Raw genomic sequence first — 25531 nt, 5'->3', positions numbered from 1 at the left:
ACCTCCGCGTTTCGGTGACTGTGGCCGTCGGCCATCATGTCACCCATGCGTGCAGCGCCCGTGGTCAACGCCGTCATCCAAGCCCGGTCGTCGTCGACCCGGCTCCCCGGCAAGGTGCTGCGGCCGCTCGGCGGCCGCAGCGTGCTGGGCTGGGTCGTCCGGGCCGCGGCGGCCGCACCCGGCGTCGACCAGGTCGTGGTCGCGACGTCTTCGGACGCTTCGGACGACGACGTCGCGGCGGAGGCGGCTCGCTGCGGCGCCGCGGTGGTCCGGGGTCCGCTCGACGACGTCCTCGAGCGGTTCGCGGTGGCGCTGCGCGAGCACCCCGCCGACGCCGTGATCAGGCTCACCGCCGACTGCCCCCTGCTGGACCCGTCGCTGATCGGCCAGCTCGCGACACTCTGGCGGGCCCAGCCGTCGCTGGACTACGTGAGCACGACGCTCGTCCGGACGCTGCCCCGCGGCTTCGACGCCGAGCTGGTTCGGGCCGCCGTGCTGGCTGAGCAGGTATCCACGGCTGTCGGCGCGCACCGCGAGCACGTCACTTCGGGTATCTACTCGCAGCCTTTGCGCTATTCGTGCAGCGGCGTCGTGGTGAGCCCGGCGGCCGACGACCTGCGCGTGACGCTCGACACCGCCGAGGACTGGTCTTTGCTGCAAGCGCTCGTGGCCGAGCTGGGCGACCACGTCGGCGACTGGCGGGCGGTGGTCGCGCTGCTGCGGTCGCGGCCGGAACTGGTGGCGCTCAACGCGCACGTCGAGCAGAAGAAAGTCGGCCGGTGAGGCTGCTGCTGCGCGCGGACGCGTCGGCGTCGATCGGCGCCGGCCACGTCGCGCGGATGGTCGCCTACGCCGAGCGGGCGGTGGCGCGGGGCTTTTCGGTCGCCTTCTCGGGTCGCGTCGACAACGCGGAATGGCTCGCTTCGCGTTTCGACGAGCTGGGCGTCGGGCGCGCTCCTTTCGACGCGACGGGGTTCGACGCGGTGATCGTCGACCACTACGGCCTCGGTGACCTGCGCGAAGAGGTCAACGCGGCGGGCGCTTTGCTGGTGTCGATCGAGGACGACGTGTACGGGCGGCGTCCCGCGGACATCGTCGTCGACTCGGGCTTCGCGCCTTCTGCCCGGCCTGACGACGGCTCGGACGTCTTGCTGCGGGGGATCGCGTACGCGCCGCTTCGCGACGTCGTGCGGTCTACGCGCCGAGCGCCTTCAGGGCCGCCGCCGCACGTCACGGTCGCTATGGGCGGCGGTGACCAGTGGGCGCCCACAGTGGGGTTGCTGCTTCGCGCGCTTCGCGACACGGAGCTGCCGTTCGCTGCGGACGTCCTGGTGCGCGGCGAACCCGCGTTGCCCGCGTTGCGGCCGGGCCAGTCGATCCGGGTAGCGGCGCCGAGTCCCGCGCTGCTGGAGCTGTTCGCGACGACGGACATCGCGGTGAGCGCGGCCGGGATGACGTTCGTCGAGCTGTGCTGCCTCGGCGTCCCGACGGCGGCGGTGCGGCTGGTGGACAACCAGGGGCCGGGTTACCGGGCGGCGCTGGACCTCGGCTTGGCGGCCGGGCTCGGCCCCGCGGAGTCCCTGGCGGATCGGCTGCCTTCGGTGACGGCGGTCTTGCGTTCGCTGCTCTCCGACGCTGCGCTCCGGGAGTCGTTGTCGGCCGCAGCTTCGTCCACAGTGGACGGCCGCGGGGTCGACCGGGTACTGGATCGCCTCGAGGACCGGATCTGTCCGCGATAGCTCCTACCGTCGGGGTATGACGATCACGCCGTTCCACATCGACGTACCGCAAGCAGACCTCGACGACCTCCGCGCGCGCCTGGCGAACACGCGCTGGCCCGACCAGCCCGCCGACGCCGGCTGGCGGCTCGGCGCGCCCGTCGACTACGTGCGTGAGCTGGCCGAATACTGGCGGACGGGCTTCGACTGGCGGGCCCAGGAGGAGCGCATCAACGGCTTCCCGCAGTTCACGACGACGATCGACGGGACGAACGTGCACTTCCTGCACGTGGTCTCCCCGGAGCCGTCCGCGACGCCGGTGCTGCTGACGCACGGCTGGCCGGGCTCGATCGTCGAGTTCCTGGACGTCATCGGGCCGCTGACGGACCCGCGCGCGTACGGCGGCGACCCCGCTTCGGCGTTGACGGTGGTGGTCCCGTCGATCCCGGGCTACGGCTTCTCGGGCCCGACGCCGACGACGGACTGGGGCCCGGACCGGATCGCGCGGGCGTTCGCTTCGCTGATGACTCGCCTGGGGTACGAGCGGTTCGGCGCCCACGGCGGCGACTGGGGCGCGATCATCTCGCGTGAGCTGGCGGTCCAGTTCCCGTCGCGGGTGCTCGGGATCCACGTGACGATGCTGGCGTCGGCGGTGGTGCGGACGCCAGCGGACTTGGACGGCCTGCCGGACCAGGAACTCGGCCGCCGATCGCTCGAGAAGGGGCAGGCGTTCTCGGCGTCCGGAACGGGCTACGCGATGATCCAGGCGACGAAGCCGCAAACGCTTGCGTACGGCCTGCACGATTCCCCGGCGGGGCAGCTGGCGTGGATCGCGGAGAAGTTCCGGTCGTTCTCGAACACATCAACGGACCTGATCGACCGCGACGACCTCCTGGCGGACGTGTCGATCTACTGGTTCACGGAAACGGCCAACTCATCGGCCCGGCTGTACGCGGCGCTGACGGGAGGCTGGGGAGCGCCACCGGCGTCCAACCCGGTCCCGACGGGCGTGGCGGTGTTCCCGGACGACATCGGCCTGCCGATCCGGGCGCTGGCGGAGCGAACGGACAAGATCGTCCACTGGACGGAGTTCCCCCGCGGAGGCCACTTCCCGGCCCTGGAGGAACCGGACGCGCTGATCGGCGACATCCGGACGTTCTTCAGCGCCTTGCGTTGAGGGCCGGGGCGGGAACCGGAAACTCCCCCGCCCATCCCTGGGGGGGGGGGGGCGGCCCCTTGGCCAGTCTGTCGGCGACCAGGGACAAAACCCGCCGCGAAGCGAGTTATCCACAGCGGTTGTCCACATCCCATGCGGTCTGTGGACAACCCTGGGAAAACCGTCAGAGGTACTGGCCCGTCCCGGAGATCCCCGGCCCGTGCGGCTCATGCCCACCACCGGCCGAAGGCCCCGCAGGCAACCCGCGCCGCATCTGCTCGAGCTGTACCCGCGCCGCCATCTGCTGGGCGAACAGCGCCGTCTGGATTCCGCTGAACAGCCCCTCCAGCCAGCCGACCAGCTGAGCCTGCGCGATCCGCAGCTCGGCGTCCGACGGCGTCGAGTCGTCCGTGAACGGACGGACCAGGCGCTCCAGCTCCTCCTGCAGCTCCGGTGCCAGCGATGCCGCCAGCTCCTTCACCGAGGTCTGGTGGATCTCGCGGACCCGGGTGCGGGACGCGTCGTCCAGCGGGGCCGCGCGGACCTCCTCCAGGAGCTGCTTGATCATCGTGCCGATGCGCATCACCTTGGCCGGCTCTTCGATGAGCTCGCCCACCGCCTCGGCTTGCTCCGCGCCCTCGAGAGGGGAGCCGTCCTGTCCGACTACCACCACGTGGGGTGAAGATTCCTGGTCGGGGTCACCCGCTGTGAAGTTCGGCTCGGTCATGTGCTCCATCCTGGCTTGCGTTCGCCACGCTCCGCGACACACGCGGGGTGTCCGTCTCCGAGCGTAGCCGCTATCCGGGTTCCCGGTGGCTCTCCACCCAACCCCGGGCGCACGGCGAAACCGCACGTCCGTACGGTGTCCCCATGGCGTTCGACGTCGCTCGTATCCGTGGGCTCTTTCCCGCGCTGGGTGACGGCTGGATTCACTTCGACGGCGCCGCCGGAATGCTGGTCCCGGAACAGGTCGCTTCGGCCGTTTCGACGGCGATGCGCGCCCCGGTGTCCGGGCCGGGTGGAGCGTTTCCGGCCTCACAGCGCGCGGAAAGCATCGTGACCGCGGCCCGCCGGGCCGTGGCCGACCTGGTCGGGGCCGATCCGGCCGCCGTCGTGCTCGGGCCGAGCGCGCCGGTGCTGCTGCGCCGCCTCTGCGACGCGCTCGCCGAGCGCTGGACGATCGGCGACGAAGTCGTCGTCTCGAGGCTCGACGAACAGGCCAACCTCGCGCCGTGGCAGCGCGCCGCGAAGCGCGTCGGTGCCGTCGTGCGGTGGGGCGAGATCGACATCGAGACGTGCGAACTGCCCGCGTGGCAGTACGAGCAGCTCGTGTCGGCGCGCACCAAGGCCGTCGCCGTCACCCTCGCGTCCGGGTCCGTCGGCACCCGGCCGGACGTCCCGACGATCATCGAGTTCGCCAAGCGGGTCGGCGCGCTCGTCGTCGTCGACGCCACCTACGCCGCGCCGTTCCTGCCGCTCGACATCAACGCACTGGGCGCCGACGTCATGGTCGTGTCCGCACAGGCGTGGGGCGGTCCTTCGGTGGGGGCGCTCGTCTTCCGCGACCCCGAGCTGATCGAGCGGATCCCGTCGGTCTCGCTCGACCCGATGGCGCGCGGTGCCGCCCGCCTCGAACTCGGCCCGCACGCCTACCCGCTGCTGGCCGGGCTGATCGCGTCGATCGACTACCTCGCCGGCCTCGACGACGCAGCCACCGGTTCGCGCCGCGAGCGGCTGGTCACCTCGCTCGGCTCGGCCAAGTCGTACCACGCCGGGCTGCTCGCGCAGCTGTCGACGGATCTGCTGTCGCTGCGGCACATCATGGTCATCGGCAACGCGATGCGCCGCATCCCGGCGCTGGCTTTCGCGGTCGCCGGCAAGAAATCGCCCGAGGTCGCCGAGTACTTGGCTTCGCAGGGGTTGTGCGCCTTCGCCGATGACGGCGCGGCCGGTGTCTTCGCGTCACTGGGCGTCGGCGAAGTGGGCGGCGCCGTGCGGATCGGGCTCGCCCACTACTCCAACGTATTCGAGATCAACCAGCTCGTGCGGGTCCTCGAAGAACTCCGCTAAGACTTCGCGGCCAGCAGCACCTTGCCGAAGACGCTGCCCTCTTCCAGGATCCGGTGCGCGGTCGCGGCTTCGGCCATCGGCACGACCTGGCCGATGATCGGCTTGACGAGGCCGTCGGAAACCAGCGGCCACAGCCGTTCGCGGACGTCGGCGACGATCGCCGCCTTCTGGTCCAGCGGCCGGAAGCGCAGGCCCGCCGCGAACACCGAAGCCCGTTTGCCGAGCAACGTGCCGACGTTCAGCTCGCCCTTCACCCCGCCCTGCATGCCGATGATCACCAGCCGGCCGTCGGGCGCCAGCGCGTCGACGTTGCGGCCGAGGTAGGACGCGCCCATGTTGTCGAGGATGACGTTCGCGCCGCCCGTCTCCTTCTTGAGGACCTCGACGAAGTCCTCTTCCTTGTAGTTGATCGCGAGGTCGGCGCCGAGCTGGCGGCAGCGGTCGAGCCGCTCGGCCGAACCGGCGGTGACGGCGACGGTCGCGCCCAATGCCTTGCCGACCTGGATGGCGTGCGTGCCGATGCCGCCGGCGCCGCCGTGGACCAGCAGCACCTCGCCCTCGGCGAGCTTCGCGTGCATCACGACGTTCGCCCACACCGTGCACGCCACCTCGGGCAGCCCGGCCGCGGTGATCAGGTCGATCTCGGCAGGCACCGGCAGCAGCTGCCCGGCCGGGACGACCGCCTTCTCCGCGTAGCCGCCGCCCGCGAGCAGCGCGCAGACCTCGTCGCCGACGTTCCAGCCTTCGACACCTTCCCCGAGTTCGGCGATCGTGCCGGAGCACTCCAGGCCGATCGTTTCGCTGGCGCCGGGCGGCGGTGGGTAGTGGCCCTGGCGTTGCAGGAGGTCCGCCCGGTTCACCGCGCTCGCCGCGACGTCCAGCAGTACCTCACCGGGGCCGGGACGCGGATCCGCGACCTCCGTCCACTCGAGAACGTCCGGGTCACCTGGTTCACGGATGGTGATCGCGTACATGTGTCGACTGTATACCGGCGGTCCGAGTTCCTGCCGAATGACGCATTGACGATCTTCTCATTCGGAACGAAGGTGAGCTCAGCCCAGGTTGCTGGTACCGAAGGTGTCGCAGCGGGCCGGGTCGCCGGTCTGGAAGCCGGTGGTGAACCACTTCTCGCGCTGCGCGGACGTGCCGTGCGTGAACTTCGAGCGGTCGACCTGGCCGCCGCCGAGCTTCTGCTGGATGTAGTCGTCGCCGATGCGGGACGCGGTGTCCAGCGCGGAGTTGATGTCGTCCTGGGTGACGTCGGTGATCAGCGGCTTGCCGCTCTCGGTCGGCGTCGTCGAGGCGTGGTTGCCCCAGACGCCGGCGTAGCAGTCGGCCTGCAGCTCGAGGCGCACCGAACCGGACGTCGGGCCGGTGCCGGTGCCCTTCTTCGACGTGCCGAGCAGGTTCTGCACGTGGTGCCCGTACTCGTGCGCGAGGACGTACGCCTCGGTGAAGAGGCCGCCCTGCGCGCCGAAGCGGGTCTTCAGCTCGTCGAAGAAGGAAAGGTCGATGTAGACCTTGGAGTCGGCCGGGCAGTAGAACGGGCCCGTGTCGGAGGTGGCGCTGCCGCAGCCGGTGCGCACGCCGCCGTTGAAGAAGTTCGTCGGCGCCTTCCGGTAGGTCGAGCCGGAGCGCGCGAACTGCTGCGTCCAGTAGTCCTGGACGGAGTTGACGATCGCGACGATCGCGCAGTCGTGGTTCTTGTTGGCGTCCGCGCCGGTCTTGCACTCGCTGGCGAGCTTCGTGTTGTCGACCTGCTGGCCGGAGCCGACGCTGCCGAGGCCGCCGCTCAGGCCGCTCCCGCTGCCGCCGCCGACGCTCACCCCGCCGAGCTGGGAGAGCACGAAGTAGATGATCAGGCCGACGACGCCGAGTCCGCCGCCGCCGAGCGCCATGCGGCCGCCGATCCCGCCGCCGCCTCCACCGCTTCCGCGCAGGTCCTGGACTTCGGAGGCGTCCAGGCCGGCATCGTCGTCGAATCTCACGACGCAGATCGTACTGCGCCGATTGTTACCAAGCCGACCGCAGCCACGGCCATGGCCTCGGAGCGACGGTCGAGTGTCGCTCGGGGGTCGGCCTGCTTTGGCCGACTTGGTAACGAGCCTGGGCGCGGCCGTCGCGCTGGCGGCCACACCCAGGCTCTGTACCGAGGTTGTGTCTTTGGTCGAGCGGTTGGCCGCGACCGGGGCCGGCGTTCAGGCGCTGTCGTCACGACTGCCGAGGTCGTGACCCGATACAGGCCCGATCGACGCCGTATGCGTGAACGCATGGAAGCCCGCGTGTGAGTGCTGTTCGCAATCGCGCCCGGCCCGTTCTTGTGCCGTTCCGGTCGCGGGGACACAGCTGGCGGTCAACCGCGAGAATCACCCGCCACGCAACCACCTGACCTCTCCCGGCGGGGAGCCGGGCCGGCACGTCACCGTCGCCGCGCCATACCCTGGCCGACCATCCGCCGACAAGCAGAATGCGCCTTTTCCGGCCGAGTCTCAACCTTTTCGTAACCCCACCTTCGGGCGATGTTGCGACGGCATTTTTACCGGCACGCAGTTCAGACTCGGACCGTGCGGTCCCTTGATCAGCGTTCTACGCTGCCTTATGACCGAGGAGCGGCCTGTGCGTTGGTTGAACGAAGCCGAGATGGCGGCGTGGCGCTCCTACATCGTGGCGACCCTCCGACTGCGGCAGCGGCTGCACCGCGAGCTGACCGACCGGCACGACGTGTCGCTGACCGACTACGAAGTGCTCGTCTGCCTGGAGATGCAGGACGGCCACCGGATGCGCATGTCGGAGCTGGCGGTGCTGATGGGGTCCACGAAGAGCCGGCTGTCCCACCAGGTCGGCCGGCTCGAGGACACGGGCATGGTCCGGCGCGTGCGCGACCCGGAGGACAAGCGCGGCGTCATCACGGAGCTGACGGAGAACGGCGAGGCGCTGCTGGAAAAGGCGGCGCCGACGCACGTGGAAGGGGTGCGCGAGCACCTCATCGACCTGCTGAGCCCCGAGGAGCAGGCGACGATCGCCGGTGCCTTCGACCGGGTGCTGGGCCACTTGTCCGAGGTGGAGGGCTGAGCCCGGGCACGGCTACTCCGCGCCCGGGGCCAAGAGCGGTAGCGGTGGGATTCGAACCCACGGAGAGGTTGCCCCCTCGCATGTTTTCAAGACATGTTCCTTCGGCCGCTCGGACACGCTACCTCGCCCCACGAGGGTAGCCGACGGGCTTCGGCGCGACCTGAGCCGTGGCTAGGTCCAGCTGAGGGTGAGCGCGTCGCCCTGGGCGCGGCCGGCCTTCGCGGCCGGGGTCCGGGTCGACGGGTCCAGCGGGTTCTCGCCGATCGCCGCCACCGACGCCTCGTCCGGGGTGATCAGCGTGACCTCCGCGCCCGCTGCGCGCAGGCCGTCCAGCACCGCCAGGAGCGGCTTCTCCATCGGCAACGGCGTGTCCACGCCCATCGGCGAAACGACCGCGACGCGGGTGTGGCCCGTCGCGTAGTCGGCGTTCTCGCCGGAGCGGACGCCGCCGTCGACGTAGCGGCGGCCGTCGATCGTCACCGCCGGCCAGATGCCCGGGACCGCGCAGCTCGCCGCCACCGCGTCGACCAAGGAAACCCCGGACGTGCGGTCGAAGCGGCGCGGTTCGCCCGTCTCCGCGTCGACCGCCACGATCACCAGGCGCTGCTCCGGCCAGTCGTGCACCGGCAGCCGCGCCTCGATCACCGCGCGGCGGTCCGCTTCGGACACCGTCTCGGCCGCCAGCGCGAGCCGGCCCACCGCGCGCCGGACCTCGGCCGGTGACGCCGAGCCGGTGACCGCGCCGCCGAAGTCGGCCGCGAACTTCTCGAAGTCGATCACGGCGGGGATCTCCGGAGCCTGCCGCGCCGGGTCCGCCTGGCGCGCGAACAGCTCCGCCAACGGCAGCCCGCTGCTCACCTGGGCCGCGACGGCCGCTCCCGCCGACGTCCCGACCAGCAGGTCCGCGCCCGTCAGGTCCTGGCCGTGCTCGGCCAGCCCCACCAGCAACCCCGTCGTCCACGCGATCCCGGCGACCCCGCCACCGCCCAGCACCAAAGCCTGTCCACCCATGGACGCACCCTATCGAGACGGCAGAATCGGCGGACACGGATTTCCGGGAGGGATCGCCGATGAGCGCGCAGATCGAAGGCTTCCACCACGTCAAGCTCCCCGTGCGCGACCTCGCGCGCAGCCGCGAGTGGTACGAACGAGTGCTGGGGCTGGAGGTCGAGCGGGAGTTCACGGACGACGACGGCGTCGTGCGCGGTGTCGCCGGCAGCGTCGGCGGCGCGCCGATCGCCCTGCGCGTGCAGGAGAAAGCCGCCGCCGGCCTCGCCGGGTTCGACCCCGTCTGCTTCGCGCTCGCCGACCGGGGCCGCCGCCGACGCGTGGATCGCGCGCCTGGACGAGCTCGGCGTCGAGCACCCGCCGCTCGTCGAGGCGAGCACCGGCTGGATGGTCGGGTCGCCGACCCCGACGGCACCGAGATCCGGCTCTACAGCCGCGTGAAGTAGCTCAGGGACGCTTCAGCGCCTGGGCCGCGATCCGCGCCTTGACCTCGGGACGGCGCAACGGCGGGATCGTCGCCGGCGGCTGACGGCGCTCGGGCAGCTGCTCCAGCAGCCGCGCGGTGATCTCCGTGATCTCGGCGACGGCGGCTTCGAACGGCTCGCGCGTGGCGTCCGACAGCGACTGCACGCCGGTCACCTTGCGGACGTACTGGCGGGCCGCGGCCTCGATCTCCTCGCCCGTCGCGGCCGGCTGGAGCCCCCGGAGGGTGGTGATGTTTCGGCACATGCCGCCCAGGGTACGACTCTTCGGCGGTCCCGATCACACGGTCGGTTAGGACCGGGCCAACCTCGTTGACGCCCGAACCCGCACTTGGGCAGTGTCGGGGAAGTGCCTCTCAGACCGCGTCCCTTCCGCTCCGCCCGCCCCGAACCCGGCATCCTCGAAGAAAAAGCTCCCGAAAACCCGATCCCGGAACAGGCCTGGCCGCGCGTGCGGGCCGACGAGCTCGTCACCCTCGTGGCACACGTCTTCGCCGCGCACGGCTTTCCCGAAGCCCGCGCCCGGATGGCCGCGGAAGCGCTCTGCCACGGCGATCTGACCGGTTCGCCGGACACCGGGGTCGCCGACCTGACGCGGATCCACCTGCCGCTGCTGGAATCCGGGCTCGTCGTGCCGCGCGCCGAGCCGCTGATGATCGCCGACCGCGGGGCCGCCGCGCTGATCGACTACCGCCGCGCGCCCGGGCTCTGGGCGGTCGGCGACGCGATGGACCGGGCGGTGACGCGAGCCGGCCGCTTCGGCGTCGGGCTCGTTTCGCTGCGCGGGGTCGGGCCGTTCGGCCGGGCCGGGCACCACGCCGCCCGCGCGCTGCCGCACGCGATGATCGGGCTGGTGCTCGCCGCGGGCGGCGAGCCGGGCCAGCCGGTGAACCCGCTGGGCATGGCCGCGCCCGGAGGCGCGTACCCCGAGTTCGTCTTCGACATGGACAAGCCGGGCAAGGAAGCCGCCGGGCTGACGCTGCTGGTCGAGGTGCTCGCCGGGGTGCTCTCCGGCGTCGCCGACCACGAGCACGACACGGGCCTGCTGGTGCTGGCCATCGCGCCGACGACGCTGCGCAGCGCCGACGGCTTCTACCGCGCCGCGAGCGCGCTGTTCGGCAGCATGCTCGGCTGGGACGGCGGCGCGCCGATCCGCTACCCCGGCTGGCGCGAGGCCCAGCACCTGGAGCAGTGCCGGGCCCTGGGCGTGCCGCTGCCCGGCCCGGTGCGCCGCGAGCTGGACGCGCTGGCCGCGTCGATCGGGCTGCCGCCCCTGACCAGCGTCGGTTAGTGCACCAGGACGACCTTGCCGCGGTCCGCGCCGACCGCCACGACGTCGCCGTCGGTCAGCTGGCGGCCGCGGCGGGTCTCGACCTCGCCGTTGACGGTGACCTCCTCCGCGTCGATCAGGTCCTTCGCGTGGGAGCCGTCCTCGGCGAGGCCGGCCAGCTTGAGGAACTGGCCGAGCCGGATCGGCTCGCCGGTGATCGGTACGTCGACGGGATCGCTCATACGCGCATCATGCCCGGGCGGTCGTCTGGCGGTAGAGGGCCTGGACGTCCTTGTCGAAGTAGCTCGAGTACGACGTGTCCGGGTCGTCGCCGCCGGACTCGAAGCCGCCGATCACGCCGATGACCGTGCCGAGGCGGGTCTTCGGGTCCGGCGCGGCGACCCACGGGCCGCCGCTGGTGCCCGTCGGGAAGCCCACGCAGTCCACCTTCAGCTGGTAGGTGTCCTGCCGGCTGGTCGTGTTCTGGCAGACCGCCGGGACCTCGGAGTCGTCCGGGTAGCCGGTGAGCGTGATGGCCTGCTCGAACGCGGTCCCGGTCGCGAGGGTGTTCGCGCCGACCAGGCTCTCCAGGGACTTCGTGGCCCCTACCTGGTGGGCGGTGGCGAAGCCGACGTCGAGGTCCGGGTCCGACGACGCGCTCCAGCCGGGCGCGACGAGCTCGTCCGACACCGTCCAGAACCCGAACGGCGCGACGCCGTCGTGGTAGGCGGGCGCGAAGGTGACGCCGGTGAGGTAGTCGCCGCCCTCGCCGTCGTGGATGCAGTGGGCCGCGGTCAGCAGCACGTCGCCCTGGTCGCTGTGGACGACGCTGGCCGTGCAGTAGTGCGCCCCGTCGAGGAACAGCGCCCCGACCGCGGGACTGGACACCGCGGGCAGGTCCGGCGTCGACACCGGTGCCGCTTCGATGACCTCGGCGTCCGGGGCGGACGCGTTCGCGGACCGCGGTTCCCGGGTCGCGAAGACGACGAAGCCCGCGCCGAGCAGCAGGATCGCGGCGAGGGTGAGCAGCAGGACGGCGGGCCGCCGCACGCGCATCGCCTCCTCGTCCGTTCGCCCCGGTTCCCGACCCCATCACCTTAAGGTGCCGCAGCGACACGATCAGCACACCCACAGCAAGCTCACAGCCGCTAGTATCCGTAACTCGTGAGTAACACCCAGGGAGGGCCGATGAAGCAGTTCGCGGACAAGGTCGTGGTGGTCACCGGGGCGGGGTCGGGGATCGGGCGGGCGCTGTCGCTCGAGTTCGCCCGGCGCGGGGCGCGGGTCGCGCTCTCCGACGTCAACGCCGCGAACGCGGAGGAGACGGCGAAGCTGGCCGGCGACAACGCCCGCGCGTACGTCCTCGACGTCGCGGACCGCGCCGCGGTGCTCGCCCACGCCGAGGAGGTGGCCGGCGAGTTCGGCCGCGTGAACGTCGTCGTGAACAACGCCGGGGTGGCGCTCGGCGCGACCGTCGAAGAGATGAAGTTCGAGGACTTCGACTGGCTGATGGGCATCAACCTCGGCGGCGTCGTGAACGGGACGAAGGCCTTCCTGCCGCACCTGATCGCGTCCGGCGAGGGGCACGTCGTGAACATTTCCAGCGTCTTCGGCTTCGTCGGCGTGCCGACGCAGAGCGCGTACAACGCGGCGAAGTTCGCGGTCCGCGGATTCACCGAAGCCTTGCGTGAGGAAATGCTGATCGCGCGCCACCCGGTCGCCGTGAGCTGCGTGCACCCCGGCGGGATCAAGACGAACATCGTCCGCAACGCGCGCAGCATCGCCGACGACCAGGAGCAAGCCGCGCAGGGCTTCGAGCGGATCGCGAAGACGACGCCGGAGAAGGCGGCGCAGACGATCCTGCGCGGGATCCAGCGGAAGTCGGCGCGGATCCTCATCGGACCGGACGCCTACGTCATCGACGCCATCCCGCGGGTGCTCGGCTCGGCCTACCAGCGGCCGCTCGCGATCCTGGCGCGCATGGGGCTCAAGCAGATGGAAAGCTGAGCTTCACTCATTGGTGTTGCGTTTCTTACAGCACCGTCCGAAATGGTCCAGAATGCGTGGGGTCCGCGAGCTGCCCGTACCGGAGGTCCCCGATGCTTCGCACCGCACCGCGCAGTGCGACCCGTTCGTCCCGCGACCGCGCCGCGGTCGAACTGCTGGACCGCACCGGCATCATCGCGGCGAGCCTGCCCCAGCGCCGCCGCACCGAGGACGACGTCGTCTCGGCGGCCGAGCCGATCTACACCCGGCCGCCGGTGTGCGACCAGGACCTGCGCCCGAAGTCGGTGGTGATCCGGCGCCGCGCCCGCACGTGGCTGGGCGGCGGCGCCGCGGTGCTGCTCGTCGCGGCCGGCTGGCTGGCCGGCGGCCTGGCCACCGGCAGCCTGTTCGGCCCGGACCCGGCCGACGTCGCCCAGCCGGACGCGCGCCCGGCCGTCGCCGAGGCGCCCGCGCCCCAGCCGCAGGCCCCGCAGGCGCCGGTGGCCACGCCAGCCCCGGCGACCGTGTTTGTCCCCGTTCCCGCGAAGCCGACGCCGAAGAACGTCCAGGCGCAGGCGAAGTCGCAGCCGAAGAAGAAGCAGGCGGAAACCGACGAGGCCCGCGTCGACCTGCCGTCGCCCACGCCGACGGCCAACCTCGTCCAGTCCTGGGTCGGCGTGGCCGAAAGCATGATGCAGCAGTACCAGTACCGCGCGGACACGACGACGACCACGCGCCGCTGACGTCAGGCGTCGGACCAGCGGTACTCGTGCTCCGGGCGCCCGGTGGCGCCGTAACGCAGGCGCATCTGGACGGTCCCCGACTCGGCGAGCGCGGTCAGGTACCGCTGCGCCGTCGCGCGCGCCATGCCCAGCTCACCGGCCACTTCCGCGGCCGACAACGGGCGGCCCGCCCGGCGCAGCTGCTCCGAGACGAGCCGGGACGTCGCCGTCGACTGGCCCTTCGGCGCGGACGTGCGGTCCTGGTCGTGCAGCACGCGGTACGCGCGGTCGACGTCGTCCTGGCCCAGGGCGCGGTCTTCGGCGAGCAGGCCGCGAAAGCGCGCGTACGACGTCAGCCGTTCCGCGAGCTGGCGCGTGGTGAACGGCTTGATCAGGTAGTTCAGCGCGCCGGCCCGGATCGCGGCCGCCACCGACGCGCTGTCGGTCGCCGCGGACAGCACGATCGTGTCGGTCTGCAGCTCCGGGAGCACCGCGAGGCCGGACTCGTCGGGCAGGTAGACGTCGAGCAGGATCAGGTCCGGCGCGAGCTCGCGGACGCGGGCGCGGGCCTCGGCCGCGGTGTGCGCGGTGCCGACGACCGCGAAGCCGTCGACCTCCTCCACGAACCCGGCGTGCACCCCGGCGACGCGGAAGTCGTCGTCGACGATGAGCGTGCGGATCATCCGTCCTCCGTCAGCATTCCGGGCAGTTTCGCGACGAACAGGGCACCCGTCTCGCCGTCGCCGGGGCCGGCCAGCCAGACGTCGCCGCCGTGGGCGCGGGCGGCCTGCCGGGCGAGCGCCAGCCCGAGCCCGTGGCCGGGCGCGATCTTCGTCGAGACGCCTTCGTCGAACAACTTCCGCCGCAGGTCCTCGGGCACGCCGGATCCACTGTCCACAACGGACAGATGCAGCGTGTCGCCCTCGGCGAGCAGGCTGATCTCGACGGTCGCCGGCCGCCGCGGGCCCATCCGGGCGGCGTGCAGCGCGTTGTCGACAAGGTTGCCGATCACGGTGTTCGCGGCGATCGGGTCGGTCACGGTCGTCGGCACCCAGGTGTCGTCGGCCAGCTTGAGCGTGAGGCCTTTTTCCTGCGCCTGCTCGGTTTTCGCCACGAGCAACGCCTGCAGGTACGGGTCGGCGACGGCGTCGCCCAGCTCGCTCGGCCGCGCCGACGGCGAGTCCGTCAGCGTCTGCAGGTACTCGGCGGCTTCGGTGTGGTGGCCGAGCTGGAGCAGCCCGTAGAGCGTGTGGAGCCGGTTGGCGAACTCGTGCCGCTGCGCGCGCAGCCCGTCGGACAGCGCACGGATGCCGTCGAGTTCGCGGGTGAGCGTGTCGAGGTCGGTGCGGTCGCGGAAGGTCAGCACGGTGCCGATGTCCCGGTCGTCCAGCCGCACCGCGCGGGAATTGATCACGAGCACGCGGTTTCCCGCTACCGCCAGGAGGTTGTCGACCGGCCGGCCCTCGGCGACGGCCTTGTGCAGCCGCGGGCTCAATTCGAGTTCGGACATCGACGCGCCGAGCGGGAGTTCGGTGCCCAGCAGGCGTTCGGCTTCGTCGTTGCGCACCGAGACACGGTTTGCCTCGTCGACGGCGAGCACGCCCTCGCCGATCCCGTGCAACACGGCTTCGCGTTCGTAGAGCAGTTCGGTCAGCTCGTGCGGTTCGAGGCCGTGCGTGACGCGCCGCAGCCGCCGGTTCAGCAGCGCGGACGCCCCCGCGCCGAGCAGCAACGCGCCGCCGGCGAACAGCAGCGTGATCACGAGCTTCTGGTTGAACTCGCTGATCGGCTGGGCCACCTCGAACCCGACGCTCACCTCACCGACCACCCGGCGGTGGTCCGGTGTCCAGATCGGCGTCTTGCTGCGGACAGACAGGCCGAGGGTGCCGCTTGCCACGGTGTTGACGTCGTCGAACCCGGCGAGCGCTCGTTCCGCCGACGTACTCACCTTCTGCCCGATGAGGCTCGCGGTCGGGTGAGCGAGGCGGATGCCCTCGTCATCGGTGATCACGACGAACAGCGCGTCGGTTCGCGCTCCTACGCTCAGGGCTCGCTCTTGGAGCGCGCCGCCGGGGAGCTTCGCGGCCGCATCGGCCATGACGACGGGGTCCACCGCCACCGACTTCGCGATGGCCAGTGCGCGCTCGCTGAACTGGTCGGTGAGGGTGTGGCTCAGCAGCGCGCTGACCAGTGCGACGCCGATCCCGACGACGAGGACGACCACGCCGATCTGCAGCAGCAGCACCTGCCTGCTGAACCGCATCCGCGGGAAGAGCGCCCACTTTGGCATGCCAGGGAACATACCCCCTGGTCAGCGCCGTGCGCTAAATGAGCAAAACATTCAGAACGCGCGCTTGCCACGCAGAACGTCGACAAGCTTCACGCCCGCGCCACACGTACTTAACGTCCCTACCCAACGTGAGCCCCACCACGTGACGAAGGAGTCACCTCCCCATGGTTCCCCCACTGATCGAACTCACCGGAGCCACCAAACGGTTCCCGAGCGGGTCCGGTTCCGTGCACACGGCCGTCCGCGATCTGACCATGACCGTGCAGCCCGGCGAGTTCGTCGCCGTCGTCGGCCCGACCGGCTGCGGCAAGTCGACGACGCTCTCGCTGGTGTCCGGGCTGCAGCCGCCGTCCGCCGGCCGGGTGCGGGTCAACGGCGAGGACGTGCAGTCCATTCCGGACGGGGTCGGCTACATGTTCCAGACCGACGCCGTGATGCCGTGGCGGTCGGTGCTCGACAACGTCGCGTCCGGCCCGCGCTTCCGCGGCGTGCCGAAGGCCGAGGCGCGGGCACAGGCCGTCGACTGGATCGCCCGCGTCGGGCTGGCCGGGTTCGAGAAGTACTACCCGCACCAGCTTTCCGGCGGCATGCGCAAGCGCGTCGCACTTGCCCAGACGCTGGTCACCAAGCCGAAGATCATGCTGATGGACGAGCCGTTCTCCGCGCTCGACGTCCAGACGCGGGCACTGATGCAGGACGAGCTGCTGCGGCTGTGGTCCGGTTCGGGTGCGGCGGTCATCTTCGTGACGCACGACCTCGACGAGGCGATCGCGCTGGCGGACAAGGTCGTGGTGCTGACGTCGTCGCCCGCCACCGTGAAGGACGTCTTCGAAATCCCGCTGGAGCGGCCGCGGAAGGTCGAGGACCTGCGGCTCACCGACGACTTCCGCAAGCTCTACGCGGACATCTGGGAATCGCTGCGCAGCGAGGTCGACAAGGCCCGTGAGAAGGGAGCGAGCAATGTCGCTTGAGACTCCGGCGGCTCCGGCCGCCTCCCTGCCGGTGCTCGAAACCGAGCAGGACATCCTCACGCGGGCGAAGCGGGCGTCGTCCCGGCGCAGGCGCAACACCTGGCTGCTGCGGCTGGCGCTCGTGGTCGCCTGGCTCGGCAGCTGGGAACTGACCGCGACCTACTGGATCGACCCGTTCTTCTACTCGAAGCCGTCCCGCATCTGGCAGCGGCTGGTCGAATGGGTCACGAGCGGCACCGACTTCGGTTCCCTCTGGTACCAGTTGTGGGTCACCGTCGAAGAGGCGTTGATCGGCTTCGCCATCGGTGCGGTGGCCGGCGTGATCCTCGGGGTCGTCCTGGGCCGCAGCCAGTACCTGGCCGACGTGCTCGCGCCGTTCATCAAGGCCGCCAACGCGGTGCCGCGCATCGTGCTCGCCTCGCTGTTCGTGATCTGGTTCGGGCTGGGGCTGGCCTCGAAGGTCGCCACCGTCGTCGTGCTGGTGTTCTTCGTGGTGTTCTTCAACGCCTTCACCGGCGCCCGCGAAGTGGACCGCAACCTGATCGACAACGCGCGCATCCTCGGCGCCGGCCGGATGCAGGTGATCAAGGCGATCGTGCTGCCGAGCGCGACGTCCTGGATCCTGTCTTCGCTGCACACCGCCTTCGGCTTCGCGCTGATCGGCGCGGTCGTGGGCGAGTACGCCGGGTCCAAGGCGGGCATCGGCTTCCTGATTTCGAACGCGCAGGGCACGTTCGACTCGGCGGGCATCTACGCCGCCATGATCATCATCACCGTCGTGGCCCTCGTGGCCGAGTGGGGCATCGGGAACCTCGAAAACCGGCTGCTGCGCTGGCGGCCCTCGATGTCCGCCTCCAGCGGCCAGACCGTCATCTGAAAGGATCGAATCGATGAGGATTCGCCGAACCGCCGGCGCGCTCGCCGCGCTGACCGTGGTAGCGGCACTGACCACCGCCTGCCAGGACTCCCGCGTCGCCGCGACGGGCGAGGGTGGCAAGCCGAAGGTCACGATCATGGTCGGTGGCCTGGAAAAGGTCATCTACCTGCCCGCCATGCTCACCCAGCAGCTCGGGAACTTCGCCGCCCAGGGCATCGACGTCGAGCTGCAGAGCGAGCAGTCGGGCGCCAACGCCGAGACCGCGCTCGTCGCCGGCCAGGTGCAGGGCGTGGTCGGGTTCTACGACCACACGATCGACCTGCAGGCCAAGGACCAGTGCATCAAGAGCGTGGTGCAGCTGGCCAACATCCCCGGTGAGGCCGAGGTCGTCGGCACCAAGCAGGCTGACCAGATCAAGAGCTCGGCCGACTTCAAGGGCAAGAAGCTGGGCGTGACGTCGCTCGGGTCGTCCACCGACTTCCTCACGAAGGCGCTGGCGGCCAAGGCGGGCGTCGGGGCCGACCAGTACACGCCGGTCAAGGTCGGCGCCGGGCAGACGTTCATCGCGAGCCTGGACAATGGCGGCATCGACGGCGGCATGACGACCGACCCGACGATCGCGCAGCTGACCAACACAGGCAAGGCGAAGGTGCTGTACGACCTGCGGACGGTCGACGGCACGAAGGCCGCGCTGGGCGGGCTGTACCCCGCGTCGTCGCTGTACATGGGCTGCGACTTCGTCGACAAGAACCACGACGTGGTGCAGAAGCTGGCCAACGCCTTCGTGGCCACGCTGAAGTGGATCGGCCGGCACAGCCCGGAGGAGATCGCGGCGAAGATGCCGGCGTCCTACAGCGGCGGCGACAAGGCGCTGTACATCAAGTCCATCAAGGACAGCATCGGGATGTTCAACGGCGACGGCAAGATGGACGCCGCGGGCGCGAAGAACGTGCTCGAGGTGCTGTCGAGCTTCTCGAAGAACGTGCAGCCGAAGAAGGATTCGATCGACCTGTCGAAGACGTACACGACGGAGTTCGTCGACGCGGCCGCGAAGCAGGGCTAGCAGCCCCGCTCACCTGACCGGGCGGTAGGTGAGCGTCATGGACCCGTGAAGGCCTCTTCCCCCGTGGAGGCCTTCACGGGTCTTTCGTTCGTTACCGTGCAAATCCGGCAAATTGGTGATTCGTTCCCGGAATGTGAAGACCCTTCGAAAGTAGCTACCTTCTCGCGGGCGCGAATCCAACACTTGGACACACGGTTTTCCCGGTCCCCATCGGTGAACGGAGTCCCCGCATGTCCAGAATCCTTGCGTCGCGCGCTGTCCGCGTCCTCACGGCGGTTGCCGCGGCGGCCGCCGGCCTGGCGGTCTCAGGTACCGCGCACGCCGCGGTCGAGTACGGCTCGCACTCTTTCAAGCCATACAGCCACGGCCACCAGTTCTCCGGCGGCAACTGGGGTGGTTACGTCAGCTTCGGCAGCTTCACGACGGCGACGGCGAGCTGGACCGAACCGTCGGTGACCTGCAACTCCACCAACGACCTGTTCGCGCCGTGGGTCGGCATCGACGGCGACGGATCGTCCACAGTGGAGCAGACCGGCGTCGAGACGGACTGCTCGAGCGGACGTGCGGTGTATTCGGCCTGGTACGAGATGTACCCGGCCGCGCCGGTGTACTACAACGTGTCGGTCGGCGCGGGCGACCACATCACCGCGACGGTGACGCGCACCGCCACCAACACCTACCGGCTCGACCTGTCCGACACCACCAAGGGCTGGACCAAGACGACCACCAAGTCGCTGACGTCGAGGCACTCGTCGGCCGAGGCGATCATCGAGTCGCCGACGGACTCCTACCCGTCGATCTCCGGCGGCGTCAAGTTCACCGGCGTCAAGTTCAACGGGACGAACCTGGCCTCGACCAGCCCGTCCGCGCTGAACGCCGACGACCGCGGCAGCTACACGTGGATCCCGGGCGCGATCGGTTCGGACGGCCAGAGCTTCACGATCGCGCGGCACTGAGCCCTATTTGAGGTTGTTGATCGCCCACGCGACCACCATCACCGCGAGGATGAGCGAGATGACGGCCTGCAGCATCATCGTCATCTTCGCCCAGATCCGCAGGGGCATGACGTCGGTGGGGCTGAAGGCGGCCGCGTTGGTGAACGAGAAGTAGAGGTAGTCCAGGTAGGACGGTTCCCAGTCCTGGTGCGCCAGGTCCGGGTCGGCCATCTGCGGGAACTGCAGGTCGGGGAACTCGGCCCGGCCTGCGGCCCGCCGGCCCGGGCCGCCCCGGTCGAACTCCCAGTACCAGAGGGAGAAGGCGACGATGTTCGTCCAGTAGACGATCCCGCCGGTGACCAGCACCGCACTGGCGCGGTCGCCGATGGAGCCGGTCGCGATGCTGTAGACGAGCGTCACCGCGGAACCGGCGTTCACCGCCGTCACGGCGGCGACGAGCAGTAGCGAGATGGCCCGTTCGACGGCGCTGAACTGCGTCATCCGGCCCGGATTGGCCAGCAGCAGCGCGACGACGAGCAGCGCGGAGACGGCGGGCAGCAGCCACTGGGGGTGCAGTGCCATGTCCTCGGGCAGGGCGACCTGCAGCACCAGGGTGGCGACGACGACGCCCATCGCGGGCCACCGGGTCTCCCCGGAGGTTCGCCGTCGCCACGCGGGAAGGGCCTCTTCTGTCACGCGCCCAACCTAGGACGCCCTCGCCCGGCTAGCCAGCCGGTGCGGTCGTCACCTCGCCGGGGAGCTTCCTCGCCACGTCCGTCCGCGAGCGTGCCCCGAGCTTCCGCAGCACCTTCGCCACGTGCTGCTCCACCGTGCGCGGCGAGAGGAACAGGCCGTCCGCGATCTCCCGGTTCGTCCGGCCCTCCGCCAGCATCCGGGCGACTTCCCGCTCTCGAGGGGAAAGTTCGCTGCCGTACCCGCGACGCCCGCGTTGTGAGGGCGCCCAAGCGCCGTGCTCGCGCAGCTGGTGACGGCACCGACCGGCGTCCCGCGTCGCGCCCAGCTGCTCGTACGCCTCGGCCGCCGCCGTCAGCTCTTCGACCGCCTCGCGGTTGCCCGCGGCGAGGCGGCACATCGCCGCCCGCTCCCGCATCGCTGTCGCGGGGTACGGCATCGGCAACGCGGCATAGCCCGACGCGGCTTCGTCGAAGAGGCCCGCCGCGGCCAGGTGCTTGCCGCGTGCCTCCAGCAACACCGCCCGCCCGGCCACCAGCGCGGCCGTCGCGACCGGCGCGTCGCGGCCTTCGATCCGGCGGGCGAACGCCTCGACGACGTTGTCGGCCTCCGGCCAGCGCCCCGCCCGCGCGTACGCCTGGGCTGCTGCCGGAACCAGCGCCGCCGCCCAGATCCAGACGCCCTTGCGCCCGGCCGCGGCCACCGCTGTGTCGGCCGCCGCGCACGCGCCTTCGACGTCGTCCGTCGCGAGCAGCACGCCGATCAGCACGCCGGCCGCCGAAAGCACCACCGGGATCGGGCCGCGGTCCGGCGCGTGGACGCTCGCCGCGGCCAGGTGCCGTCGCGCCGCGGCGAACTCCCCGCGCACGGCCGCGAGACCGCCGAGCACCAGCGACGACTCCATGACGATCGGGCCGAGTTCCGGATAGCTGTCGCGCAGCTCCTCGGCGGCCTCGGCGAGCCCGTTCCAGCGCCCGCGCACCCAGTCGAGCCGGACGCGGGTGCCCTGGATCAGCCCGATCGCGTACAGCGCGCCCGCGTCGGTGGCGCGCCGGACGCCTTCGGTCACCAGCCGTTCCGCGCGGTCGAGGTGACCGGCCCACGACTGGCCGTCGGCGAGGTTGCACCACAGCCGGGCCAGCTGGACGCGCTCGGCGACCGTGCCGACCGTGTCCGACAGCGCCTCGAACTCCGTCCACGCCGAGCTGTCGCCCACGTGCGACGCGGCCGCGATGCGATCGGCCGTCAACGCCAGCCGCAGCTCGGGGTCGTCGAGCCGGTCGTGCACCTCGTTCGCCCGTGCCCGCCAGGATTCGTGCCAGGAGACCGGGGTCAGGCCGTCGATCGGCTGGGCGAGCAGCGTGATCCCGCGTGCGGCGAGGTCGGGCCGGTCGGTCAGCTCGCCGATCGCGCGCTCGACCTCCAGCCGGCCGCGGCCCAGCCCGCCGATGGTCCGGACCTGCAGCATGCCGAGGCTCAACCGGATCGAGCCGCGCACCGACGGCGGCAGCGTCACCTCTTCGAGGACGCGTTGCAGCGTGCCGATCACGTCGGGCCGGAAGCCCCGCAGCGCGACCTGGCTCAGCTTGCCGGCGACGCGCCCGATGTCGGCCTGCGCCGGGCCGGGCTCGGCCAACACCGACTGCAGGAGGTCGATCGCGCGGGACGTCTCGCCGCGCGTGATCGCCTCGTCCGCGGCCGCTTCGGCGTAGTGGCGCCACTGGTCGACGCGGCCGGCCGCGCGCGAGTGCCGGGCCAGCAGCGTCAGCGGTGGCGACGGCTGCGCGGCGAGCACGCGGATCGCCTGCGCGTGCAGCAACGCGCGTTCGGGCCCGCTCACCGTGTCGTAGACCGCCTTGCGCGCCAACGGATGCCGGAAGCCGTACTTGCTGTCGCCGACCTCGCCCAGTACGGCGCCGGACAGCGTCGCGAGCAGCGCGGTGCGGAGGGCGTCGTCCGAGAGCCCGGCCAGCTCGCCGAGCACGGCGGCCTCGGCGCCGACGCCGAGCACCGCGGCCGCGCCGGCCAGCCGCACAGCCGGCTCCGGCAGCGCGGAAAGCCGTTCGGTGACGGCCTCCCGCAGCAGCACCGGCACTTCGAGGTTCTCCAGCATCCGGTCGGAGAGGACTTCGCCGACCGGCAGCCGTTCGGCCGCTTCGCGCAGGGCCCGCAGGGTTTCCTCGACCACGAACGGGATCCCGGCGGTGCACTCGTGCAGCTTCGCCGCGAACTCGTCGGTGACGCGGGGCAGCTCGAGGATTTCGACCGCGAGCCTGCGCACGGCCGTGACGTCGAGCGCGCCCAGCGCGACGCGCGCGGAGTGCACGGCCGGGTCGGTCCGGAACGGGGCGCCGAGCGGGCCGGGGCGGACGTCCGTCGCGGACCGGAAGGTGGCGACCACCGCCAGCTCCGGCGGCATCGAGCCGGCGAGGAACCGCATGAGGTCGCGGGTGTCCTCGTCGGCCCACTGGAGGTCGTCGATCAGCACGAGCGTGGGCCCGCACGCGTGCAGCAGCTCCCGCACCGCGCGGAAGACGCGATGGCGTTCGGCGACGGGGTCGGCGAGGGGCTCCGGCCGTGGAGGAAGCGCTTCCGCGAGCTCCGGCAGCAACGGCCGCAGCACGCCGGCGACCGGGCTGAGCGGCCCGAGCGGTGCGTCGCCCACCGAGCGAAGCGCTTCCAGGACGGGCCCGTAGGGAAACGGTTCCCGCAACGGCTGGCAGGCGCCGGTGAGCACCCGACCGCCGCCGAACTCCTTGCGGCGCCCGATCTCGGCGAGCAGCCGAGTCCGGCCCATGCCGGGCTCGCCCTCGATCAGGACGGCGGCCGGGCGCCGCTTCAGCACGTCGACGACGGCGTCGAGCTCGGTGTCGCGGCCGGTCAGCCGGGCGGGTCCCGACCGGACGGACACCGTGGTGGGGCGGGGAGCCGTGAGCCACATACGACCTCCTCGACGCGCACCGGCCGACCCCGGGGGGTCCAGGGGGCTTGTCCCCCTTCTGGGGCCTGGGGCTCGGCCCCAGAAGGCACTGTGCGCGGGAGCCTAAGCAGCGGGGATGCGTCCGTAAACCATTAACCGAATACGTGGCCGGTACCGTGCTCACACGTCCGCCTACCGGCTGTCACCGGTTTGCCGCGGGATTCGCCGGTCCTGGGTCACCGCGCGTGCGAAACGTCGGCCATTCCCGCGTTCCGGTAGTGCTTCACACGTTCAGGGAGCCGGTCTGGCTACCGAAAGTAGTGTCCGGAAACCCTACTTAAGGACCTGTCCGACCGGGTGACAGTCGACCTTGGGGACCGCTTGGAGCAGGGGATACGTCCGGAGTGAATGCGTATACCCATTCGCCGGGTGCCCGGATTGCACCGTAACGCCCACTGCGGGGACCCTCACCCGGGGGAGTACCACTGCGTGGCCGACGCAGAGCCGCGCGTAACCACCTAGGGAGAAGCATGAAGATCGCCAGACTCTTCGGTGCCGCTGCCGCCGCGGTGATGACGGCGGGCGCGCTCGTCGCGGTCGCCGTCCCCGCGTCGGGCCAGGACTTGCTGAACCCGGACATCGTGCCCGCCATGCAGCGCGACCTGGGCCTGACCCACGACCAGGTGCTGACGCGGCTGAAGAGCGAAGACGTCGCGAACAAGGTCACCGAGGCCGTCAGCGCGACGCTCGGTGACACGTTCGGCGGCGCCACCTACGACGCCGCCACGGGGAAGGCGCACATCCAGACGACGGACGCCGCGTCGGTCGGCAAGATCCAGGCGGCCGGGGCCGAGGCTGAGGTCGTCAAGTTCAGCGCCCGCCAGCTCGATTCCACTGTGGACAGGTTCAAGGCCCTCGACAGCTCGGCGCCGTACGCGATCACGGGCTGGGGCGTGGACTCCACCACCAACCGCGTCACGCTGTCCGTCCTGCAGGGCCAGCGTGCCGACGCCGACGCGTTCCTCACCCGGGCCGGGGTGGACAAGTCGTCGGTGACGATCCTCGACGCGGCCGCGAAGCCGACGCTGCACGCCAACATCCGCGGTGGTGACGCCTACTACATCGGCGGGTCCGCCCGCTGCTCGGTCGGCTTCTCGACGACCACCGGGTTCCTCACCGCCGGCCACTGCGGCGCGCTCACCGGCGGCGGCGCGCTGACCGGGTCGAACGGCGCGGCGCTCGGCAGCTGGATCACCTACCGCTTCCCGGGCAGCGACTACGCGGCGGTCCGGACCAACAGCAACTGGACCCCGGTCGCGCAGATGAACAACGGGACCGCGGTGCGCGGCTCGTCGAACGCCGCGACCGGCACGTCGGTCTGCAAGGCCGGCTCGACCACCGGCTGGACCTGCGGCACCATCGGCGCGAAGAACCAGAGCGTCCGCTACTCCGAGGGCACGGTCAACGGCATGACCGCGACCAACGTCCACTCGGCGGCGGGTGACTCCGGCGGCGGCTTCATCAGCGGCAACTCGGCGCAGGGCATCCTGTCCGGCGGCAACACCGCGACGACGTACTTCTTCCCGATCGCCGGCGCGCTCTCGGGCACCGGCACCACGCTGAAGACCAGCTGACCTCCCCCCGCGAACAGCGAAAGGGCGGGTTTCGAGTGCCTCCAGCGCACTCGAAACCCGCCCTTCGTCCTCGCCGCGGGAATGGGAGGTTCGGGGGTCAGACGTTGCTGATCTCCTCGATCAGCCCGTCGACGTCGAAGTGCGCGCTCTCTTCGCCGAGCGGCACCAGCTCGTAGGACGCCTCGAGGAACGTCCGGATGTCTTCGGTCTCCAGGTCGAACGACGCATAGCCGTCCGGTGACTCGATTTCCAGGGTCAGGAAGTCCTCGTCCTCGGACAGGTCCGGGCGGATCCGGACGTCCCCGAGCCCGGCCGGCTCGTCGAGGCCGGACACGAGGAGGTCACGCGCGAAGGTCCATTCGATCCACCGGCCGCGCTCGGTCCGGAACGCCACGGTGACCGCGAACGGCTCCTCGGCGTGGTAGGAGAGGCGGGACAGGACGGGCGTGGTGCTCTCGTTCAGCACCACGAACTGGCTCTGGTGAACGGCGTCGGTCTGCATGGCCCCTCCTGGAGTCCGGTGGTGGTTCGCGCGGCGCGAACTGTTCGGGGAGGAGATGGCGGGAGCCTCGCGCCATGACGGAGAAACTCTCACGTTCACTTGATCGGTTGCATCCGTCCATTGTGGTGTAACGTCCGGCACACACCCCTTGCGTTCACCCGG

General features: G+C 71.0%; 26 protein-coding genes and 1 tRNA gene. 14 read left to right on the top strand and 13 right to left on the bottom strand.

Annotated features, from left to right (window positions below):
* Positions 1–36 precede the first annotated feature (36 nt).
* Genes OG738_RS10260 through OG738_RS10250 form a run of 3 tightly spaced genes read left to right on the top strand, consistent with a single transcriptional unit; the run spans position 37 to position 2895 of the window.
* Positions 37–783 (top strand): glycosyltransferase family protein, encoded by a 747-nt coding sequence (locus OG738_RS10260; RefSeq protein ID WP_329053142.1) that lies wholly within the window; start codon positions 37–39, stop codon positions 781–783.
* Positions 780–1739, top strand: coding sequence for a PseG/SpsG family protein (locus tag OG738_RS10255; RefSeq protein ID WP_329053141.1), 960 nt, complete (start codon positions 780–782; stop codon positions 1737–1739). Before OG738_RS10260 ends, OG738_RS10255 begins: the two co-directional genes overlap by 4 nt.
* Positions 1740–1755: 16 nt before the next feature.
* Positions 1756–2895 carry an epoxide hydrolase family protein gene (locus tag OG738_RS10250; protein WP_329053140.1) on the top strand — a complete coding sequence of 380 codons (1140 nt, stop codon included), beginning with the start codon at positions 1756–1758 and terminating at the stop codon, positions 2893–2895.
* A gap of 163 nt (positions 2896–3058) precedes the next feature.
* Here OG738_RS10250 and OG738_RS10245 read toward each other — a convergent pair whose 3' ends face one another.
* Positions 3059–3610 (bottom strand): bacterial proteasome activator family protein, encoded by a 552-nt coding sequence (locus OG738_RS10245; protein WP_329053139.1) that lies wholly within the window; start codon positions 3608–3610, stop codon positions 3059–3061.
* 134 nt (positions 3611–3744) lie between these two features.
* On the opposite strand from OG738_RS10245, the gene OG738_RS10240 reads away from it, so the two are divergent.
* Positions 3745–4944, top strand: a complete 1200-nt coding sequence (locus tag OG738_RS10240; protein ID WP_329053137.1) for a cysteine desulfurase-like protein — start codon at positions 3745–3747, stop codon at positions 4942–4944.
* Here the strand turns inward: OG738_RS10240 and OG738_RS10235 are convergent.
* Positions 4941–5918: an NAD(P)H-quinone oxidoreductase gene (locus tag OG738_RS10235; RefSeq protein WP_329053135.1), complete on the bottom strand. Its 978-nt coding sequence runs from the start codon at positions 5916–5918 to the stop codon at positions 4941–4943. The genes OG738_RS10240 and OG738_RS10235 overlap by 4 nt on opposite strands.
* A 78-nt stretch (positions 5919–5996) precedes the next feature.
* Positions 5997–6932: a KPN_02809 family neutral zinc metallopeptidase gene (gene ypfJ / locus OG738_RS10230; RefSeq protein WP_329053133.1), complete on the bottom strand. Its 936-nt coding sequence runs from the start codon at positions 6930–6932 to the stop codon at positions 5997–5999.
* A gap of 610 nt (positions 6933–7542) precedes the next feature.
* On the opposite strand from ypfJ, the gene OG738_RS10225 reads away from it, so the two are divergent.
* Positions 7543–8016: a MarR family winged helix-turn-helix transcriptional regulator gene (locus tag OG738_RS10225; RefSeq protein WP_329053131.1), complete on the top strand. Its 474-nt coding sequence runs from the start codon at positions 7543–7545 to the stop codon at positions 8014–8016.
* A 36-nt stretch (positions 8017–8052) separates the two neighbouring features.
* Here OG738_RS10225 and OG738_RS10220 read toward each other — a convergent pair.
* Together OG738_RS10220 and OG738_RS10215 are read right to left on the bottom strand one after the other, a co-directional pair.
* Positions 8053–8139, bottom strand: a tRNA-Ser gene (locus tag OG738_RS10220).
* 48 nt (positions 8140–8187) lie between these two features.
* Positions 8188–9027 carry a patatin-like phospholipase family protein gene (locus tag OG738_RS10215; protein ID WP_329053130.1) on the bottom strand — a complete coding sequence of 280 codons (840 nt, stop codon included), beginning with the start codon at positions 9025–9027 and terminating at the stop codon, positions 8188–8190.
* Between the two features lie 59 nt (positions 9028–9086).
* On the opposite strand from OG738_RS10215, the gene OG738_RS10210 reads away from it, so the two are divergent.
* Complete coding sequence (locus tag OG738_RS10210) at positions 9087–9470, top strand: VOC family protein (RefSeq protein WP_329053127.1); 384 nt, start codon at positions 9087–9089, stop codon at positions 9468–9470.
* Between the two features lies 1 nt (position 9471).
* On the opposite strand, the gene OG738_RS10205 is transcribed toward OG738_RS10210, so the two are convergent.
* Positions 9472–9753, bottom strand: coding sequence for a DUF2277 domain-containing protein (locus OG738_RS10205; RefSeq protein ID WP_329053125.1), 282 nt, complete (start codon positions 9751–9753; stop codon positions 9472–9474).
* Between the two features lie 102 nt (positions 9754–9855).
* On the opposite strand from OG738_RS10205, the gene OG738_RS10200 reads away from it, so the two are divergent.
* The gene (locus tag OG738_RS10200; protein WP_329053123.1) at positions 9856–10797 is read left to right on the top strand and encodes an Ldh family oxidoreductase; all 942 of its coding nucleotides are present in this window, start codon (positions 9856–9858) and stop codon (positions 10795–10797) included.
* Here OG738_RS10200 and OG738_RS10195 read toward each other — a convergent pair.
* Both OG738_RS10195 and OG738_RS10190 read right to left on the bottom strand, forming a co-directional pair.
* A complete protein-coding gene (locus OG738_RS10195; RefSeq protein ID WP_285481971.1) occupies positions 10794–11018 on the bottom strand; it encodes an RNA-binding S4 domain-containing protein in 225 nt (74 codons plus the stop codon). The two genes, OG738_RS10200 and OG738_RS10195, sit on opposite strands and share 4 nt — an antisense overlap.
* Before the next feature lie 7 nt (positions 11019–11025).
* Positions 11026–11832, bottom strand: a complete 807-nt coding sequence (locus OG738_RS10190; protein WP_329053119.1) for a trypsin-like serine peptidase — start codon at positions 11830–11832, stop codon at positions 11026–11028.
* A 132-nt stretch (positions 11833–11964) separates the two neighbouring features.
* On the opposite strand from OG738_RS10190, the gene OG738_RS10185 reads away from it, so the two are divergent.
* Positions 11965–12783: an SDR family oxidoreductase gene (locus OG738_RS10185; RefSeq protein ID WP_329053118.1), complete on the top strand. Its 819-nt coding sequence runs from the start codon at positions 11965–11967 to the stop codon at positions 12781–12783.
* A gap of 92 nt (positions 12784–12875) precedes the next feature.
* Positions 12876–13505, top strand: a complete 630-nt coding sequence (locus OG738_RS10180) for a hypothetical protein (RefSeq protein ID WP_329053117.1) — start codon at positions 12876–12878, stop codon at positions 13503–13505.
* 2 nt (positions 13506–13507) lie between these two features.
* Here the strand turns inward: OG738_RS10180 and OG738_RS10175 are convergent, their stop codons facing one another.
* Together OG738_RS10175 and OG738_RS10170 are read right to left on the bottom strand one after the other, a co-directional pair.
* Positions 13508–14167, bottom strand: coding sequence for a response regulator (locus OG738_RS10175; protein WP_286000498.1), 660 nt, complete (start codon positions 14165–14167; stop codon positions 13508–13510).
* Positions 14164–15747: a sensor histidine kinase gene (locus OG738_RS10170; RefSeq protein WP_329056636.1), complete on the bottom strand. Its 1584-nt coding sequence runs from the start codon at positions 15745–15747 to the stop codon at positions 14164–14166. The genes OG738_RS10175 and OG738_RS10170 overlap by 4 nt, the downstream gene beginning before the upstream one ends.
* A 191-nt stretch (positions 15748–15938) precedes the next feature.
* Here OG738_RS10170 and OG738_RS10165 point away from each other — a divergent pair, with 191 nt between their 5' ends.
* The 4 genes from OG738_RS10165 to OG738_RS10150 all read left to right on the top strand — a co-directional run bounded on the left by OG738_RS10165 (position 15939) and on the right by OG738_RS10150 (position 19641).
* Positions 15939–16745 (top strand): ABC transporter ATP-binding protein, encoded by an 807-nt coding sequence (locus OG738_RS10165; RefSeq protein ID WP_329053114.1) that lies wholly within the window; start codon positions 15939–15941, stop codon positions 16743–16745.
* Positions 16735–17622: an ABC transporter permease gene (locus OG738_RS10160; RefSeq protein WP_329053112.1), complete on the top strand. Its 888-nt coding sequence runs from the start codon at positions 16735–16737 to the stop codon at positions 17620–17622. The genes OG738_RS10165 and OG738_RS10160 overlap by 11 nt, the downstream gene beginning before the upstream one ends.
* A 13-nt stretch (positions 17623–17635) precedes the next feature.
* Entirely contained in the window at positions 17636–18685 is a 1050-nt protein-coding gene (locus tag OG738_RS10155; RefSeq protein WP_329053111.1) for an ABC transporter substrate-binding protein, read from the top strand.
* A 230-nt stretch (positions 18686–18915) separates the two neighbouring features.
* The gene (locus tag OG738_RS10150; protein WP_329053110.1) at positions 18916–19641 is read left to right on the top strand and encodes a G1 family glutamic endopeptidase; all 726 of its coding nucleotides are present in this window, start codon (positions 18916–18918) and stop codon (positions 19639–19641) included.
* 3 nt (positions 19642–19644) lie between these two features.
* Here OG738_RS10150 and OG738_RS10145 read toward each other — a convergent pair whose 3' ends face one another.
* Both OG738_RS10145 and OG738_RS10140 read right to left on the bottom strand, forming a co-directional pair.
* Entirely contained in the window at positions 19645–20253 is a 609-nt protein-coding gene (locus tag OG738_RS10145) for a hypothetical protein (RefSeq protein WP_329056634.1), read from the bottom strand.
* Positions 20254–20344: 91 nt separating this feature from the next.
* Positions 20345–23254 (bottom strand): ATP-binding protein, encoded by a 2910-nt coding sequence (locus tag OG738_RS10140; protein ID WP_329053109.1) that lies wholly within the window; start codon positions 23252–23254, stop codon positions 20345–20347.
* Between the two features lie 509 nt (positions 23255–23763).
* Between OG738_RS10140 and OG738_RS10135 the strand changes: the two genes are divergently transcribed.
* Positions 23764–24867 carry a S1 family peptidase gene (locus OG738_RS10135; protein ID WP_329053108.1) on the top strand — a complete coding sequence of 368 codons (1104 nt, stop codon included), beginning with the start codon at positions 23764–23766 and terminating at the stop codon, positions 24865–24867.
* 97 nt (positions 24868–24964) lie between these two features.
* Here OG738_RS10135 and OG738_RS10130 read toward each other — a convergent pair whose 3' ends face one another.
* Positions 24965–25369 carry an SsgA family sporulation/cell division regulator gene (locus OG738_RS10130; RefSeq protein WP_329053106.1) on the bottom strand — a complete coding sequence of 135 codons (405 nt, stop codon included), beginning with the start codon at positions 25367–25369 and terminating at the stop codon, positions 24965–24967.
* Between the last annotated feature and the right edge of the window lie 162 nt (positions 25370–25531).

Origin of the sequence: Amycolatopsis sp. NBC_01488 (assembly GCF_036227105.1) — a bacterium.
Lineage (GTDB): Bacteria > Actinomycetota > Actinomycetes > Mycobacteriales > Pseudonocardiaceae > Amycolatopsis.
Note: the sequence above shows the minus strand (reverse complement) of the source record. Positions and strands in the feature narration are given on the sequence as shown.